This window comes from Sphingomonas sp. UBA978, from assembly GCF_002292295.1.
Lineage (GTDB): Bacteria > Pseudomonadota > Alphaproteobacteria > Sphingomonadales > Sphingomonadaceae > Sphingomonas.
On record NZ_DBBS01000016.1, the window covers coordinates 117,467 to 132,762 of the forward strand.

Genomic DNA, 15,296 nt, shown 5'->3' on the forward strand with positions numbered 1-15,296 from the left:
CCGCTATAGCGGCGCGCATGACCGCTGCCACTCCCCCGACCCCGCTCGACGCCGTCACCGCCGGCATCGCCCACGCCGCCCGTATCGCCGGTCGCGAACCCGCCGGGGTGACGCTGATCGCGGTGTCGAAAACGCATCCGGCCGAGGCGATCGCGCCGCTGCTCGCGGCGGGCCAGCGCGTGTTCGGCGAGAACCGGGTGCAGGAAGCGGCGGCGAAATGGCCGGCGCTGCGCGAGTCCTACCCCGATGCGACGCTCCACCTGATCGGCCAGTTGCAGTCGAACAAGGCGGACGAGGCGGTCGCCCTGTTCGATGCGATCCACGCGGTCGACCGTGCGTCGCTGGTCGATGCGCTCGCCGCGGCGATGGCGAAGGCGGGGCGCCGGCCCGATTGCTTCCTGCAGGTCAATATCGGTGCCGAAGCGCAGAAGGGTGGCTGTCCGATCGCGGACCTGCCGGCACTGCTCGATCGCGCGCGCGCCGCGGACCTGCCGGTCGCCGGGCTGATGTGCATCCCGCCCGCCGACCTCGAACCCGCACCCTATTTCGCCTTGCTCGCGAAGCTGGCGCGCGACGCCGGGCTGACCGGGCTCAGCATGGGCATGTCGTCGGATTACGAGACCGCGGTGACGCTCGGCGCGACGCATGTGCGCGTCGGCAGCGCGCTGTTTGGAGCGCGGGCATGAGGTTTCGCGGACTGCTCTTCGATTTCGACGGCGTGCTGATTGAGAGCGAATATGCCGGCAATCGCCAGATCGCCGAATGGCTGACCGCGGCGGGGCATCCGACCACGCCGGAGGATTCGATGGCCAATTTCATGGGGCTGGCCGGCGCCGATTTCCGCGCGGCGATCGAGCGCTGGATCGGCGGCCCGCTGCCGGCCGGGTTCGAGGCGGCGCGCGAGGCGGAGGATGCGCGCGCGATGGCGGCGGGGATCGATGCGGTGGCGGGCGCGGCGGCGTTCGTCCGCGCACTGCCCGCCGACCTGCCGCGCGCGGTGGTGTCGTCCAGCCCGACGCGCTGGATCCGGCGGCATCTGGAGCATATCGGGCTGGCCGACGCGTTCGGCGACCATATCTACAGCGGTCGCGAGCATGTCGCAAAGGGCAAGCCCGCCCCCGATCTCTACTGGCACGGCGCGCAGGCGATCGGGGTCGACATCGCCGATTGCGCGATCATCGAGGATTCGCCGGTCGGCGCGACCGGGGCGGTGGCCTCGGGCGGCTATGTCATCGGCCTGTGCGCGGGCACGCATTGCGGCATCGGCCACGATGCGCGGCTGCTGACGATCGGCGTCGACGCGGTCGCGGCGGATTTCGCGGACGTGGCGCGGCTGGTCGGGGTCTGAGGCGCCCCGACTGTACCGCCGGCCGGTCAGAACTTCGGGCCGGACACCTGCGCGCGAACCTTCTTGGGGGCATCCTTGAACAATGCGACCATCACCGGGTTGCGCGAATCGCGCAGCGCATAGTCGCGCGCCGACAGGCCGGCCATATTGTCGGTCTGGTCGGGATCGGCGCCCTTGGCGATCAGCGTCCGCGCGATCGCCTCGTTGCGGGCGTTGACCGCGAGGATCAGCGCGCTCTGGCCTGAGGAATTGGCGAGGTTCGGATTCGCCTTGTAGGTCAGCAGCAGGTCGACGAGGTCCTCGCGCCCCGCCATCGCCGCCAGCATCAGCGGCGTGTTGCCCTTGGCGTCGCGGATGTTCGGATCGGCTTTGTGCTGCAGCAGATACTGGACGTACATGCTGCCCGAATGACCGACGAGAATGTGGAGCGCGCCCTTGCCGGTCGTCACCGCCTTGGTGTTGATGATCGTGCTGCCCGGCGTCTCGATCATCGTGGTGACGGCCTTGCCGTCCTCCTTCTCGATCGCGGAGAGGAATTTGTAGCTTTCCGACTGCTGCTGCGCCGCCGCCGGCACCGCGAGCGTGACGAGAGCGAGGGCGGAGAGGAGGTGCGGGCGGATCATGGTCGGTCCCTCAAAGACGAAACTTGCAGGCCTGTCGGTAACAGATCACAGCTGGCGCGGTCATGAACATTCTGCGCCTCGCCCCGTTCGCCGTCCCCGTCACCATCGTCGTCGCACTCGCCGCCTGCCAGCCCGCCGCGACCGAAGCGCCGCCGCTGGCGGGCGCGAAGATCGGCGGGCCGTTCACGCTGACCGACCAGAACGGCCGCACCGTCACCGACCGCGATTTCGCCGGCCGCTACCGGATCATGTATTTCGGCTACACCTTCTGCCCCGACGTCTGCCCGACCGACGCGGCGGCGATCGGCAAGGGTCTGGCGATGCTCGACGCGAACGATCCCGCATTGGCCAAACGCATCGTGCCGGTCTTCGTCAGCGTCGATCCCGACCGCGACACGCCCGCGGTGTTGAAGAGCTTCGTCGCCAGCTTCCACCCGCGCATGGTCGGGCTGACCGGCACGCCGGCGCAGATCGCCACGATATCCAAGGCCTATGCGGTGTTCGCGGGCAAGGGCGAGGCCCAGCCCGGCGGCGGCTATCTGGTGAACCACAGCCGCACCACCTATCTGATGGACCCGGACGGCAAGCCGCTCGCGCTGCTGCCGTCGGACAAGGGGCCGCAGGCGGTGGCCGACGAGATCAGGCGCTGGGCGAAATGACGACACACCATGGTTAGATTCTGGGAGCTGCCGATCGAGCAGCTCGACCGCGGCCAGTGGGAAGCGCTGTGCGACGGCTGCGGCAAATGCTGCATCCACAAGCTGGAGGACGAGGACACCGGCGAGGTGGTGGCGACCAACGTCGCCTGTCGCCTGCTCGACCGGCGCAGCGGCTTCTGTTCGGACTATAAGCATCGCCGCGCCTATGTGCCGGAATGCGTGCGGCTGACCGCGGGCAACGTGCGCGGGATCGACTGGCTGCCCTCGACCTGCGCCTATCGGCTGCGCGCCGCGGGCGAACCGTTGCGCGACTGGCATTACCTCATCAGCGGCGACCGGGAATCGGTCCACACCGCCGGCATCTCGGTGCGCGGCTGGACGGTCAGCGAGGACGACGTCGGCGACCTCGAAAACCATATCGTCGACCGCGAATTGTGAGCGCGCCGTTCGAGGTCGTCCGCCATCCGACCGCGCGGCGCATCCGGCTGTCGCTCGATCCGGCGAGCGGCGTCGCGCGGCTGGTGGTACCCAAGCGTGCGGCGCTGAAGCCGGCGCTCGCCTGGGCGCAGGGCAAGGTCGCATGGATCGCCGAACAGCGCGCCCGCCTGCCGCAGCCGCGCCCCTATGGGCCGGGCATGGTGCTGACCGTCGCCGACCGGCCGCTGACGATCGTCTGGGAGCCGGGCAGCCGGCGGCGGGTCGAGGTGATCGGCGAAACCTTGTCGCTGTCCGGGCCGCTCGATACGCTGCCGCGACGTGTCGAGACGTGGCTGAAGCGGCAGGCGCTCGACCGGCTCGCCGCGGAAACCGCCGCTTATGCCGCCAAGGCGGGCGTGACGGTCAGCAAGGTCGCGATCGGCGATGCGCGCGGGCGCTGGGGCAGCTGCGCGCATGACGGCGTCATCCGCTACAGCTGGCGGCTGATCCTCGCGCCCGGCTGGGTGCTGCAGGCAACGGTGGCGCATGAGGTCGCGCATCGCGTCCATATGAACCACGCGCCTGCGTTCCATGCGCTGGTCGAGCGGCTGTACGGCAGCGATCCGACCCCGGCGCGCGCCTGGCTGCGCACGCACGGGGCGGGGCTTCACTGGATCGGGCGATCGTCCTGAACGGGCCGTTGCAGCGGCTGGCGGAGCGGCGCGTTCGGGTCGCGGCGGTCGTCGCGCGTTAGCGGCTGGCGACCCGGGACCCCCGGGTCGCGCCGATCGTCCCGACGCTCGTCGCGGCGATCGGTGCCGGGCTGGTCGCGGCCGGTGACGCGATCGATCAGCTCGTCGAGCTGCTGTTGCGGCTGGGCGGCGGGGGCGGGGGCGGGCGGCGCGCCGGTGTCGTCCTGCAGCTGCTGTTCCTCGTCGCGCGACTGTTGCGGGATCGGATTGCCGTCCTCGTCCACCATCATCCCGCCATTGTCGGGCTGGCCGAAATAGCTCTCCTCGTCCGGCTCCAGCTGCCATTCGGGCAGCGTCACCTGCGTCTCGAACTGCTCGATCGGCCGGCTGGCGGTGGCGGGCTTCATGAACGCGGCAAAGGCGCGGGCCGGGGCGGTGCCGCCGTGCAGGCCGCTGATCGGGCGCGCATCATCGCGGCCCATCCACACCCCGGTGGTGAGGCCGCTGGAAAAGCCGAGGAACCAGCCGTCCTTGGACGAACTGGTGGTGCCGGTCTTGCCCGCGACCGGGCGGCCGATCTGCGCGGCGCGGCCGGTGCCGGTGTTGACCGCGGTCTGGAGCAGGTCGGTCATCTGCGCTGCGACATAGGGCGCGACGAGCACGCGGCTGCGATCGACCTCGTGCGTGTAGATCGTCTGGCCGTTCGCGGTGACCTTGGTGATGCCATAGGGCGTGATCGCCACGCCCTTGTTCGCGACGCTGGCGAAGGCGCGGGTCATGTCGATCAGGCGGACGTCGGAGGTGCCGAGCACCATCGAGGGGTGCGTGTTGACCGGCGTGGTGATGCCGAAGCGGCGCGCCATGTCGGCGACGGTGGTGAAGCCCACCTCCTGCCCCAGCTTGGCGGCGACGGTGTTGAGCGAATAGGCGAAGGCGGTGCGCAGCGTCACCGATCCGGAATTGCGGCGCGAATCGTTGCGCGGGCTCCAGCCGTCGATCGTCACCGGCTCGTCGACCACCGTATCCTCGGGCTTGTGCCCCGCCTCCAGCGCGGCGAGATACACGAACAACTTGAATGCCGACCCCGGCTGCCGCTGCGCCTGCGTCGCGCGATTGTAGATCGAGGACACGTAATCCTTGCCGCCCACCATCGCCTTCACCGCGCCGTCGCGGTCGAGGCTGACCAGCGCCCCTTGCGCGCCCGCGGGCGCATTGGCGCGGACCGCGGCATCGGCGTCGCGCTGCATGCCGAGGTCGAGCGTCGTCCACACGTCGAGCGGTGCTTCGGTCTCGTCGATCAGCGTATCGAGCTGCGGCAGCGCCCAGTCGGTGAAATAGCGCGCGCTGTTCTGGCGCGGTTCGGGCGCCAGCGCGAGCGACGTGGGATTGGCATCGTCGGCCTGACCCTGCGTGATCGCGCCATAGCGGACCATCGAATCGAGCACGACGCCGGCGCGCCCGACCGCGGCCTGCGCATCGGCGGTCGGCGAGTAGTTGGACGGCGCCTTGACCAGCCCGGCGATCACCGCCGCCTCGGCAAGGCTCAGCCGTTCGGCGCCATGGCCGAAGAACTTGCGGCTGGCGGCGTCGATGCCATAGGCGCCGCCGCCGTAATAGACCTTGTTCAGGTAGAGTTCGAGCACCTGTTCCTTGCTGAACTTGCGCTCCAGCGCGAGCGCGAGGATCCATTCGCGGAATTTGCGGCCGAACTTCTTCTGGTTGTTGAGGAAGACGTTGCGCGCCAGCTGCTGGGTGATCGTCGATCCGCCCTGGATCCAGCGGCCGCGTTCGTAGCGGACCATCACCGAGCGCGCGATGCCGAGCGGATCGACGCCGGGGTGGCTGTAGAAACGGCGATCCTCGACCGCGACGGTGGCGTCGCGCATCACCCGCGGGATCTGGCCGTAGGCCAGCCATTCGCCATAGCTCGGCCCCATCGACACGATCACGCTGCCGTCGGCGGCATGGACGCGGATCATCTGGCCGTTGGGCGAGGATTTGAGCTCGTCGAAGCTCGGCAGCTGCGATCGCGCCACATAGACGGCGATGGCGAGCGCGCCGAGCGCGAGGACGCCGAGGCCGATCAAGATTTGCAAAGTGACGATGATCCGCCGACGCCAAGGCGAGCGGCGAACGGGAGCGGAGCGGGGGGTACGCGCACGGGCCATGAAGACCGTGGCGATTACCGGTTAACCGCGCCCGCTACAAGCGGCGGGCGCCCTTACTTGCGGGCGTGGAACTCCAGCGCGATCGAATTCATGCAATAGCGCAGGCCGGTCGGCGGCGGGCCGTCGGGGAAGACATGGCCCATATGGCTGTCGCAGCGGGCGCAGCGCGTTTCCGTCCGCGTCATGCCGTGGCTGGTATCGGTGTGATCCGCGACGCGGTCGGCCGCGACCGGCTGGGTGAAGCTCGGCCAGCCCGACCCGCTGTCATATTTGTCGGCGCTGTCGAACAGCTCGAGATGGCAGGCGGCGCAGGCATAGGTGCCGTCCGCCTTGTTGTCGGTGAGCGCGCCGGCAAAGGCGCGTTCGGTCCCCGCTTCGCGCAGGACATGATATTGCGCCGGCGTAAGCCGCTTGCGCCACTCGGTTTCCGAAAGGTTCAACTGATCCATAACGCCAATCTTGGGAGGGGAGGGGGCTGCGTCAACCATCATGGGGTCATTCGGGTCGCATGGGCCATGACCTGGATCAGTCGCGCCGGCATGATCGCCACGACGGGCGCCGACCAGCGGCTCTCGGCGATCGCGCGCACCGCGCCCGCGACCGCCATCGGCCGGGCGAGACGGCGCGCGAACCGCGCCTGCCACGCCGTCGCCGCGGCCGGACCGCCGACCCGCCACGCCTCGGCGGCGTCGATGCCGCTCGCCAGCGCGATGCCCATCCCCTCGCCCGCCAGGCTGGGGATGACGCCCGCTTGGTCGCCGAGCCGGAACAGCCCGGGGCTGCCGCTGCGCTGCCGCCAGCCATAGGGGACGTTGGCGATCGCATCGACGGGCGCGTCGACGGCGAGATGCGCGATCCGCTCGCCGAACCGGGGCAGCTCGCGCCCCAATGCCGCGAGCAGCTCCGCCGGGGTGCCGGCCGCGTGCAGCCGCGACCGGTGCACCGCCATGCACAGATTGGCGCTGCCGTCCTCCTGCAAGGCGATGCCGGCATAGCCCGATTCGAACAGGTGCAGCTCGATCCGCCCGGCCAGCAGGCGGCGCAGCGCCGGAGCGGGCGACAGGCGGACGCGGATGCCGAGCGTCGGATCGGGCCCGCGCGCCGCGGCCGGGCGCGCGAGGCCGCGCAGGTCGTGCTTGCCGGTGGCGAGGAACAGCGCCTCTGTGGCGATCGCGGCACCGTCGGCGAGATGCGCGGTCAGCCCCTCGACGTGGCGGACGGTGACGCCGGTCTCGATCGCCGCGCCGCTGCGCCGTGCCGCCTCGCGCAGCAGCGTGTCGAGCCGCCGCCGCGAGACGCCGAGCGCCGGCCGCGGCAGCGCCGCCTCGCGAACGCGGCCCCGGGCGAAGATCGTCACCTGCGTCAGCCGGTCGCGGTTGAGCGCGTCGGGATCGACGCCCAGCCCCGCGATCCGGTCGAGCGTCCGCCAGCTGACGAACCCTCCGCACAGCGCATCGGCGTCAGGATGGCGCTCGACCAGCAGCGGCCGCGCACCCGCCGCGGCGAGCCGGATCGCGGCCGCCGACCCCGCCGGGCCGCCGCCGACGATCAGCGCAGCCGTTCGACGCACAGCCGGAACGGAAAGGCGCGGAACACCCGCGCATCGGTGACGCCCGCCGCGGCGAGCAGCGGCGGCCATTCGGCGGGGCGATAGGCGCGCGCGATCGACAGCCGGCCGTCATGGCGCACGATCGGATGCCAGCGCGCCAGCGTGGCGAGCAGCGGAAAGCCGGCATGCGCGAAGCGGTGGCGGTGCAGGTCGTTGACCAGCCAGCCGCGCGCCGCCTCCGCCTCCATGAACCGGAGGAAGGCGACGAGCTGCGCCTGCGTCATGTGATGCGCGACGAGGCTGGAGACGATCGCATCCCAGCCGCCGCCGGCGAGGTCGGCATAATCGCCGGTCCGCCACGTGATCGCGGTGCCGGGCGGCGTGTGCGCACGCGCCGCCGCCTCGCTGCGCGGATTGAGGTCGATGCCGGTAAGCTCCGCCGCGATGCCGCGCCGCGCCGCCCAGCGCGCGATCCGGCGCAGCATGTCGCCGTCGCCATAGCCGACGTCGAGCAGCCGCAGCGCCGTCCGTCCGCGCGTCACCCGGTCGAGGAAGGCCAGCGTCGGCCGCGCCGCCAGCGTCACGACGTTGACGCGGGCGAGGTCGGCGACGACCGCGGCATAGGTGTCCGCGGGCAGGTCGTCCGCGTCCATCAGCTCCTCGGCCTGCGCGCGCGTGGCGAGCGTCATGTCGCGAACCGCAGCGCAAGTCCCTCGGCGGCGAGGCCGGGACCGAAGGCGAGCGCGACGCCGCTGCGCGCGGCGGGCGGATCGGCGAGCAGGCGCGCGAGCACGAACATCAGCGTCGCCGACGACATGTTGCCATTGTCGGCGAGCACGCCGCGCGACGCCGAGAGCGCATCGACCGGCAGCGCGAGCGCGGATTGCACCGCATCGAGGATCGAACGGCCGCCGGCATGGACCGCCCAGAACAGGTCGGCGGGCGGCGTGCCCCCGGTGACCGTGGCGACGAACCCCGGCTCGGTCAATGCGGTGCCGATTCGCCCCGGTACCGCGCCGTCCAGATGCATCGCGAAGCCGGTGTCGGTGATCGTCCAGCGGATCAGCGCGGCGCTGTCGGGCAGGTTGGCGGCGAACGGGCGGCCGAGCGCGATGCCGCTCGCCTCCGCGCTGACCAGCGCCGCGGCGGCACCGTCGCCGAATTGCAGCATCGCCAGCAACGGTTCGACCGCATCCTCCTGCTGCAGGTGGAGCGACGACAGTTCGACCGTCACCACCAGCACCCGCGCGCCCGGGTCCGACCGGACGATATGCCGCGCACTGCGCAGCGCGACGATCGCCGCGTAACAGCCCATGAAGCCGATCAGCAGCCGTTCGACGGCGGAGGAAAGTCCCAGCCGCGCGGCGATGATCTGGTCGATGCCGGGGGCGACGAAGCCGGTGCAGCTGGCGACGACCAGATGGGTGATGCCGTCGAGGCCGACCTGTTCGCCCAGCGCGCCGATCGCGGCGAGCGCCAGCCCCGGCGCCGCCTCCGCATAGATCGCCATGCGCGCGGCGGTGCCGGGCATGCCGTCGGCGTAGAAGCCGCCGGCCTCGACCGCGCTCGCCCCGCCGACGCCGGGCAGCACCGACCAGCGATGTGCGATCCCGGCACGCGCGGCCATCCGCGCGAACAGCGGCCGTGCGCGGTCGTCCACCCGGTCGCTCGCCCAGGCGATGAAGGCGTGGTGCACGTCATGGGGCGGCACGGCGGTGCCGACGGCATTCAGGTGAGCGATGTCGGCGGGCAGCAGACTGGTCCTTGCGGTCCGCGGGGCAGGTCCGCGGGATAGGGGAGGATGAGCAACGTTCGACGGCCTGACAAGGATGCAGCAGGGGATGCAGCAGGGGATGCAGCACGGGATGCGGCAGGCACGGGGCGGGCGATGGGGCCGCACCGATAGGACCAAAGCTGCCATATACCCGATATGCTTGTGTTTTTTGGCGACCGAATGATAAGTTCGCCGCCGCCAACGACGCGACGGGGAATGCGACGTGCCCAATGAGTCCATTGCCGGTCTGGTCAAGGACCTCACTACGCAACTCTCTGCCATTGCCGTGGAATTCGGATCGCGCGCCGATCGGCTGACGCTGGAGCCGGATGCGGGCGTGCCGATGGGGACCGCGGCGCTCGATCCGCGCGAACTCGCCAAGCAGCTGCTCGCGCAGCGGATGGCGCGGTTCGATCACTTTCCCGCCGAACTGTTCCACGAACCCGCCTGGGACATGCTGCTCGCGCTGTTCGTCGCGCAGGAAGAGCGGCGGACGATGAACGTCAAGACGCTGGTCGCCAGTGCGCATGCGCCGGTGACGACGTCGCAGCGCTGGATCGACCATCTCCACAAGCTGAAGCTGATCGACCGGGTCATCGACCCCGTCGACCGTCGGCGCATGGAAATCTCGCTGAGCGATCAGGGCTGTACCGCGGTCACTGCCTATCTGCGAAGGCTCGGCGCCGCCTGACGCCGGTCGGGCCTCCGCGCCCGGGAGAGGCGCGGTAGCGGATGATCCGTTCCGACTGAAAAAAGTGGTGCGGCCGAGAAGACTCGAACTTCCACGGGCTTTCGCCCACAACGACCTCAACGTTGCGCGTCTACCAATTCCGCCACGGCCGCACGTGTGAGAACGCCGGGCTGGGCCGGCATCTGGCAGGCGCAGGCCCCTAGCAAAGCGTTTCGGGCTCCGCAACGTCCCTTTTCGTGCAATCGCGCTTTTCGTCGTCGCGGCGAACGGTTAGCGCCCCGCCATGGCCGGCCCGCATCCCACCCTGACGACGCGCGCGGAGACGTGGCGGCTGCTCGCGCTCGCCTGGCCGGTCATGCTGACCAGCCTCAATTGGACGCTGTTGCAGGTGACCGACGTCATGGTCGTCGGCCTCGTCTCGACCGAGGAGGTGGCGGCACTGGGGGCGAGCCGGGCGCTCGGCTTCGTCGGGATCGTCACCGGCCTCGCGTGGCTGTCGGGGGTGCTGGTGATGGCGGCGCGCGCGGACGGCGCGGGCGATCTGCCGCGGACCGGCAGCGTGCTGCGCGAGGGGCTGTTGCTCGGGCTGATCCTGGGGCTGGCGATCGGCGGCATCTTCCTCGTCTTCGCCGAACCGCTGCTGGCGCTGCTCGGCGTCGCCGCCGACCGGATCGACGAGAGCGCGCGCGTCGTGCGCGCCTTTTCCATCGCCTATCCGTTCCAGCTGGTGAATGTCGCCGCCGCCTTCTTCCTCGAAGGGGTCAGCCGGCCGCGCCGCGTGACGGTGGTCAATCTGTCGGTGCTGCCGGTCAACGCATTGCTCGCCTGGGCCCTGTCCGCCGGGCATATGGGACTGCCGGCGCTGGGCGCGGTCGGCGCGGCGCTGGCGACGAGCATCGCCTCGCTGCTCGGCGCGGCGGGCATGGTGGCGAGCGTCGTCACCCTGCCGCGTGCGCGCGACCGCGGCGTGCTGCGCCTCGATCGCGCCGCCTGGATCGCGGTGCCGCGCGGGGCGTGGCGCCTTGCCGTCTTCGGGATCGTGCCGGCGGTGGCGTCGGGGCTGGAGCTGGCCGGCTTCTCGGTGCTGATCGCGCTCTCGACGCAGCTCGGCGATGCGGCGGCGCACGGCTTTCAGATCGTCTTCTCCGTGCACAACGTCACCTTCGCGGTCGCGCTCGGGCTGGGATCGGCGGCGGGCGTGCGCGCCGGCAATGCGGTGGGCGAGGGGCAGCCGGCGGCGGCGGTGCGGCGGACGCTGATCGCGGTGGCGCTCGCGGCGGCGGCGCTCGGGCTGGGGGCGGCCCTGCTCGCGGCGGGGGCGGGGGATATCGTCGCGCTGTTCCCGGCGACCGCGGAGGTGCACCGCATCGCTGCGACGATGCTGCCGCGCTGGGCGCCGTTCGTCGTCTTCGACGGTATCCAGATCGTGCTGGTCTATGCGCTGCGCAGCCTCGGCGACCAGGTGGCGGCGGGCGTCAACAGCATCCTCGCCTATTTCGTCGTCACCGGCGGGGTGGGCTGGTGGCTGGTCCATGCCGGCGTCGGGCCGATCGCGCTCGTCTGGGCATCGGGCGCCGGCATGCTCGCCGCCGCGATCCTCCACGGCGCGCGATTCGCGCTGGTCAGTTCGCGGCTTCTCCGGCGAAGCTGAGCTCCAGCCGCTTCGAATTGGACGGCACGTCGAGCTTGGCCGAATTGAAGTCGATCGACCCGCCGGGGTTGAGCGTGCGCTGCTGCGGCGTGATCGTCCAGCTGTAGACGATCCGGCCCTGCGCATCGCGCAGCTCTGCGCGGATGTCCGGCACGCGCTGGCGCTCGCCGGAGGGATTGGTGACCCGGCCGCTGACCGCGAACAGCTCCGATCCGTTCTCCAGCTCGCGGCGCTCGATCGGATTGTCCTTCAGCCGCAGCGGCGATTCCTCCGTGCCGACCGGCAGGCCGATCCCGGCGAGCAGGCCGGGGGCACCGAGGAACAGGATCGCGCCGACGCCCGCGATCATCAGCAGCCCGGCGAGAATCGCGATCACCGTCCAGCGCCGCGACGTGTTGCGGCGGTTCCGGAACGGCGGGCGATGCGCGAAGGCGTCGAAGCCGCCCGGGGGCGGGACGATCACCGGCTCCGGCACCGGCGCGGCGCGGGTGGAGGGAATTGCGGCGGGCTCGAGGAACGGCGGCACGCCGTCCTCGTCCTCGTCGATCGCCGGATGCGCGGGTTCCGCCGGTGCGGGCGGCGGTGGCGGCGCCTCGGGCAGCGGCGGGTCCTGGAACCAGCTGTGCCGGCAATTGGCGCAACGGACGGTGCGTCCTTCGGCCCCGATCGCGCTATCGGGCACCAGGTAGCGGGTGCTGCATTCGGGACATTCGAGGATCATGCGCAACGCTTCACGGACGGGTCGCGGAACGATGACCGCAACGCGGGCGATTCTAAGCACGTGAGCCGCCATGCTGGCAAGCTTGAAGCCGCGCGCCGCGCATGCGAAGGCAGTCGGCAAGGCCGGGAGCTTGCCCTCCCGGCGTCCTGTTGGAGCGGTCGCGGCCACGTTCATGGCAAATATCGTGCAGTTCGAAAACGTTGGGCTGCGGTATGGCACCGATCAGGAAACCCTGTCGGACATCAGCTTCACGCTGGGCAGCGGCGCCTTCTATTTTCTGACCGGCGCGAGCGGCGCGGGCAAGACCTCGCTGCTCAAATTGCTCTATCTCGCGCAGCGGCCGAGCCGCGGGATCATCCGGCTGTTCGGCGAGGATGCGGTGACGATGCCGCGCAGCCGCCTGCCCGGATTCCGCCGCCGGATCGGCGTGGTGTTCCAGGATTTCCGGCTGGTGCCGCATTTGTCCGCCTGGGACAATATCGCGCTGCCGCTGCGCGTCGCCGGCATGCCCGAGGCGGATATCGAACAGCCGGTGCGCGAGATGCTGGCCTGGGTCGGCCTCGCCGAACGCGCGCGCGCGCGCCCGGCGACTTTGTCGGGCGGCGAGCAGCAGCGCGTCGCCATCGCCCGCGCGGTGATCGGCCGGCCGGAGGTGCTGGTCGCGGACGAACCGACCGGCAACGTCGATCCCGACATGGCAGACCGGCTGATCCATCTGTTCGAATCGCTCAACAAGCTCGGCACCACCGTCGTCGTCGCGACGCACGATTTCCAGCTGCTCAACCGCGTGCCGGGGGCGCAGATGATGCGGCTCGACAAGGGCCGGCTGCACGATCCGACCGGGTCGCTGCGCTATCCGCCGCCGCCGCGGGGGCAGGCATGAGCGGAAGGCCGGCGGCGTGAGCGGGGCGGACCGGCGCGTCCTCGACGAGGCGGGTGGCCTGCGCGCGATGACCTGGGTCATGGCGATCATGCTGTTCCTGACGCTGCTCGCCGCCGCGCTCGGGCTCGGCACGCGCCAGTCGGCGCAGGCGCTCGAACGGCAGCTCGCCGGGCGGCTGACGGTACAGGTGGTGGAGGGCAGTCCGGTCGCGCGCGATGCGCTGGCGGCGCGCACGCTCGGCGTGCTGCGCGCGCTGCCCGGGGTACGGCGTGCCACGCCGGTGGATCGCGCCGCGCTGCAGCGCCTGCTCGAACCGTGGCTGGGCAGCACGGGCGCCGATGCCGACCTGCCGGTGCCGGCGATGATCGACGTTGACCTCGCCGCCGGCGCCGATCCCGATCCGGTCGTCGCCGCGGTGAAGCGGATCAGCGGCCAGAGCCGCGTCGACCGGCACCAGCGCTGGATGTCGCCGGTCGGCGATTTCCTCGATACGCTGACCTGGCTGGCGCTCGGCCTCGTCGTGCTGATGCTCGCCGCCACCGCCGCGGTCGTCGTGCTGGCGGCGCGCGCCGGACTCGAGACGCATCGCGCGACGATCGAGGTGATGCACATGCTCGGATCGACCGACCTGCAGGTCGCGCGGCTGTTCCAGCGGCGGATCGCGCTCGACGCCGCGATCGGTGCCGCGGCGGGCGGCGCCGCGGCGCTGGCGGTGCTCGCCTTCCTCGGCACGCGGCTGGCGGCGCTGGGGTCCGAACTGCTCGGCGGCATCACGCTGGGGGCGGGCGACTGGGCGCTGCTGGTGCTGCTGCCGGTCGGCTTCGTCGTGCTGGCGACCGCGGCGGCGCGGATGACGATCGTCGGCGCGCTGAGGCAGGCGCTATGATGACGCGGCTGCTCGGGCTGGTCGCTTTGGTGTGGTGCCTCGGCTTTGCCGTGTTCATGCTGCTGCTGCCGCGCCCGCTGGAGGGCAACACCACCGATGCGATCGTGGTGCCGACCGGCGGCGCGGGCCGGATCGACCGCGGCATCGCGCTGCTGCAGGCGCATCAGGCGCGGCGGATGCTCGTCACCGGCGTCGCGCCGGGGGTGCGGCCGATCGACCTCGCGCGCGAATATCGCACGCCGGCGGCGCTGTTCGCCTGCTGCATCGATCTCGGCGCGGATGCGGTCGACACGCGCTCGAACGGCGAGGAAACCGCCGCCTGGGTCAAGACCCACGGCTATCGCACGATCCGGCTCGTCACCTCCGACTGGCACGTGCCGCGCGCGCGGATGGAACTCGGCGCGGCGATGGGGCCGGGCGTGCGCGTGCTCGGCGACGGCGTGCCGAGCACGCCGCGGCTCGGCACCCTGGTCAACGAATATAACAAGCTGATCCTGCGGCGCGTCGCGCTGTGGCTGGGAGTGGGTGGATGAACCGGTTGCGGACCCTGATCTTCACGATCATGTTCTATGGCCTCTCCGTCCCGATCGTCCTCACCGTCCCGGTGTCGGCGCTGTTCGGGCGCGCCGCGGTGATGCGGCATGCGCATGTCTGGGCGCGGATGCACCGGCTGCTGTACCGCACCGTCATGGGCATTCGCGTGGTCGTCGAGGGGCAGGTGCCGGACGGCGCCATCTTCTACGCCGCCAAACATCAGGCGATGTTCGAAACGCTGGAATTGCAGCTGGTGCTCGGCGGCCCGGCGATGGTCATCAAGCGCGAACTCAGCCGGCTGCCGTTCTGGGGCTGGGCGGCGATGCGCTACGGCGGGATCGTCGCCGATCGCGAAGCCTCGGCGAGCGCGCTGCGATCGATGATGCGCGCCGCCAAGGCGCTGAAGGCGGAGGGGCGGTCGATCCTGATCTATCCGGAGGGCACGCGCGTGTCGCCGGGCGAGCAGCCACCGCTGCAATCGGGGTTCGCCGGCCTGTATCGCGCGCTGGGCATGCCGGTGGTGCCGGTGGCGCTCGACACCGGCGTGGTGTGGCCGAAGCAGGGGGCGAAGCGGCCGGGCGTGGTGACGATCCGGCTGGGTGACGTGATCCCCGCCGGCCTGCCCCGCGCCGAGATCGAGGCGCGGGTCCACAGCGCGATCAACGTGCTCGATCGCGGCTAGAAGTGCGTCGACCGGTCC

Annotated in this window: 18 protein-coding genes and 1 tRNA gene; 11 read left to right on the top strand and 8 right to left on the bottom strand. The window is 71.1% G+C overall.

The window, feature by feature from the left end; translation table 11 throughout:
• The first annotated feature begins 17 nt into the window (after positions 1–17).
• Complete coding sequence (locus B2515_RS09370) at positions 18–686, top strand: YggS family pyridoxal phosphate-dependent enzyme (protein ID WP_293875942.1); 669 nt, start codon at positions 18–20, stop codon at positions 684–686.
• Entirely contained in the window at positions 683–1,348 is a 666-nt protein-coding gene (locus B2515_RS09375) for an HAD family hydrolase (protein WP_293875943.1), read from the top strand. Before B2515_RS09370 ends, B2515_RS09375 begins: the two co-directional genes overlap by 4 nt.
• Positions 1,349–1,374: 26 nt before the next feature.
• Here B2515_RS09375 and B2515_RS09380 read toward each other — a convergent pair whose 3' ends face one another.
• A complete protein-coding gene (locus B2515_RS09380; RefSeq protein WP_293875944.1) occupies positions 1,375–1,971 on the bottom strand; it encodes an ankyrin repeat domain-containing protein in 597 nt (198 codons plus the stop codon).
• A 62-nt stretch (positions 1,972–2,033) separates the two neighbouring features.
• Here B2515_RS09380 and B2515_RS09385 point away from each other — a divergent pair, with 62 nt between their 5' ends.
• Genes B2515_RS09385 through B2515_RS09395 form a run of 3 tightly spaced genes read left to right on the top strand, consistent with a single transcriptional unit; the run spans position 2,034 to position 3,739 of the window.
• Positions 2,034–2,630, top strand: coding sequence for an SCO family protein (locus B2515_RS09385; RefSeq protein ID WP_293875945.1), 597 nt, complete (start codon positions 2,034–2,036; stop codon positions 2,628–2,630).
• 9 nt (positions 2,631–2,639) lie between these two features.
• Positions 2,640–3,068, top strand: a complete 429-nt coding sequence (locus B2515_RS09390; RefSeq protein ID WP_293875946.1) for a YcgN family cysteine cluster protein — start codon at positions 2,640–2,642, stop codon at positions 3,066–3,068.
• Positions 3,065–3,739, top strand: coding sequence for a M48 family metallopeptidase (locus B2515_RS09395; RefSeq protein ID WP_293875947.1), 675 nt, complete (start codon positions 3,065–3,067; stop codon positions 3,737–3,739). The genes B2515_RS09390 and B2515_RS09395 overlap by 4 nt, the downstream gene beginning before the upstream one ends.
• Here B2515_RS09395 and B2515_RS09400 read toward each other — a convergent pair.
• Genes B2515_RS09400 through B2515_RS09420 form a run of 5 tightly spaced genes read right to left on the bottom strand, consistent with a single transcriptional unit; the run spans position 3,715 to position 9,209 of the window.
• On the bottom strand, positions 3,715–5,907 hold the full coding sequence (locus B2515_RS09400; RefSeq protein ID WP_293875948.1) for a transglycosylase domain-containing protein: 2,193 nt from the start codon (positions 5,905–5,907) through the stop codon (positions 3,715–3,717). The two genes, B2515_RS09395 and B2515_RS09400, sit on opposite strands and share 25 nt — an antisense overlap.
• Positions 5,908–5,960: 53 nt before the next feature.
• Positions 5,961–6,356 (bottom strand): peptide-methionine (R)-S-oxide reductase MsrB, encoded by a 396-nt coding sequence (msrB, locus tag B2515_RS09405; RefSeq protein WP_293875949.1) that lies wholly within the window; start codon positions 6,354–6,356, stop codon positions 5,961–5,963.
• A 38-nt stretch (positions 6,357–6,394) separates the two neighbouring features.
• On the bottom strand, positions 6,395–7,477 hold the full coding sequence (locus tag B2515_RS09410; protein ID WP_293875950.1) for an NAD(P)/FAD-dependent oxidoreductase: 1,083 nt from the start codon (positions 7,475–7,477) through the stop codon (positions 6,395–6,397).
• Complete coding sequence (locus B2515_RS09415) at positions 7,456–8,145, bottom strand: methyltransferase domain-containing protein (protein WP_293875951.1); 690 nt, start codon at positions 8,143–8,145, stop codon at positions 7,456–7,458. The genes B2515_RS09410 and B2515_RS09415 overlap by 22 nt, the downstream gene beginning before the upstream one ends.
• The gene (locus B2515_RS09420; RefSeq protein WP_293876036.1) at positions 8,142–9,209 is read right to left on the bottom strand and encodes a type III polyketide synthase; all 1,068 of its coding nucleotides are present in this window, start codon (positions 9,207–9,209) and stop codon (positions 8,142–8,144) included. Before B2515_RS09420 ends, B2515_RS09415 begins: the two co-directional genes overlap by 4 nt.
• Positions 9,210–9,453: 244 nt before the next feature.
• On the opposite strand from B2515_RS09420, the gene B2515_RS09425 reads away from it, so the two are divergent.
• Positions 9,454–9,921 (top strand): hypothetical protein, encoded by a 468-nt coding sequence (locus tag B2515_RS09425; RefSeq protein ID WP_293875952.1) that lies wholly within the window; start codon positions 9,454–9,456, stop codon positions 9,919–9,921.
• Positions 9,922–9,986: 65 nt separating this feature from the next.
• Here the strand turns inward: B2515_RS09425 and B2515_RS09430 are convergent.
• A tRNA-Leu gene (locus tag B2515_RS09430) sits at positions 9,987–10,073 on the bottom strand.
• A 131-nt stretch (positions 10,074–10,204) separates the two neighbouring features.
• Between B2515_RS09430 and B2515_RS09435 the strand changes: the two genes are divergently transcribed.
• Positions 10,205–11,572, top strand: a complete 1,368-nt coding sequence (locus B2515_RS09435; RefSeq protein ID WP_293875953.1) for an MATE family efflux transporter — start codon at positions 10,205–10,207, stop codon at positions 11,570–11,572.
• Here the strand turns inward: B2515_RS09435 and B2515_RS09440 are convergent.
• The gene (locus B2515_RS09440; RefSeq protein ID WP_293875954.1) at positions 11,544–12,293 is read right to left on the bottom strand and encodes an MJ0042-type zinc finger domain-containing protein; all 750 of its coding nucleotides are present in this window, start codon (positions 12,291–12,293) and stop codon (positions 11,544–11,546) included. The two genes, B2515_RS09435 and B2515_RS09440, sit on opposite strands and share 29 nt — an antisense overlap.
• A 172-nt stretch (positions 12,294–12,465) precedes the next feature.
• Here B2515_RS09440 and ftsE point away from each other — a divergent pair, with 172 nt between their 5' ends.
• The 4 genes from ftsE to B2515_RS09460 all read left to right on the top strand — a co-directional run bounded on the left by ftsE (position 12,466) and on the right by B2515_RS09460 (position 15,278).
• Positions 12,466–13,176 (top strand): cell division ATP-binding protein FtsE, encoded by a 711-nt coding sequence (gene ftsE / locus B2515_RS09445; RefSeq protein ID WP_293875955.1) that lies wholly within the window; start codon positions 12,466–12,468, stop codon positions 13,174–13,176.
• 67 nt (positions 13,177–13,243) lie between these two features.
• Positions 13,244–14,062, top strand: a complete 819-nt coding sequence (locus B2515_RS09450; RefSeq protein ID WP_293876037.1) for a cell division protein FtsX — start codon at positions 13,244–13,246, stop codon at positions 14,060–14,062.
• On the top strand, positions 14,059–14,595 hold the full coding sequence (locus tag B2515_RS09455) for a YdcF family protein (protein ID WP_293875956.1): 537 nt from the start codon (positions 14,059–14,061) through the stop codon (positions 14,593–14,595). The genes B2515_RS09450 and B2515_RS09455 overlap by 4 nt, the downstream gene beginning before the upstream one ends.
• Positions 14,592–15,278 carry a lysophospholipid acyltransferase family protein gene (locus B2515_RS09460; RefSeq protein ID WP_293875957.1) on the top strand — a complete coding sequence of 229 codons (687 nt, stop codon included), beginning with the start codon at positions 14,592–14,594 and terminating at the stop codon, positions 15,276–15,278. Before B2515_RS09455 ends, B2515_RS09460 begins: the two co-directional genes overlap by 4 nt.
• The last annotated feature ends 18 nt before the right edge of the window (positions 15,279–15,296 follow it).

Coding starts and splice junctions, on each gene's coding strand:
- B2515_RS09370 (WP_293875942.1), top strand. CDS start 18: ATGACCGCTGCCACTCCCCCGACCCCGCTCGACGCCGTCACCGCCGGC.
- B2515_RS09375 (WP_293875943.1), top strand. CDS start 683: ATGAGGTTTCGCGGACTGCTCTTCGATTTCGACGGCGTGCTGATTGAG.
- B2515_RS09380 (WP_293875944.1), bottom strand. CDS start 1,971: ATGATCCGCCCGCACCTCCTCTCCGCCCTCGCTCTCGTCACGCTCGCG.
- B2515_RS09385 (WP_293875945.1), top strand. CDS start 2,034: ATGAACATTCTGCGCCTCGCCCCGTTCGCCGTCCCCGTCACCATCGTC.
- B2515_RS09390 (WP_293875946.1), top strand. CDS start 2,640: ATGGTTAGATTCTGGGAGCTGCCGATCGAGCAGCTCGACCGCGGCCAG.
- B2515_RS09400 (WP_293875948.1), bottom strand. CDS start 5,907: ATGGCCCGTGCGCGTACCCCCCGCTCCGCTCCCGTTCGCCGCTCGCCT.
- msrB (WP_293875949.1), bottom strand. CDS start 6,356: ATGGATCAGTTGAACCTTTCGGAAACCGAGTGGCGCAAGCGGCTTACG.
- B2515_RS09415 (WP_293875951.1), bottom strand. CDS start 8,145: ATGACGCTCGCCACGCGCGCGCAGGCCGAGGAGCTGATGGACGCGGAC.
- B2515_RS09435 (WP_293875953.1), top strand. CDS start 10,205: ATGGCCGGCCCGCATCCCACCCTGACGACGCGCGCGGAGACGTGGCGG.
- B2515_RS09440 (WP_293875954.1), bottom strand. CDS start 12,293: ATGATCCTCGAATGTCCCGAATGCAGCACCCGCTACCTGGTGCCCGAT.
- ftsE (WP_293875955.1), top strand. CDS start 12,466: ATGGCAAATATCGTGCAGTTCGAAAACGTTGGGCTGCGGTATGGCACC.
- B2515_RS09450 (WP_293876037.1), top strand. CDS start 13,244: ATGACCTGGGTCATGGCGATCATGCTGTTCCTGACGCTGCTCGCCGCC.
- B2515_RS09455 (WP_293875956.1), top strand. CDS start 14,059: ATGATGACGCGGCTGCTCGGGCTGGTCGCTTTGGTGTGGTGCCTCGGC.
- B2515_RS09460 (WP_293875957.1), top strand. CDS start 14,592: ATGAACCGGTTGCGGACCCTGATCTTCACGATCATGTTCTATGGCCTC.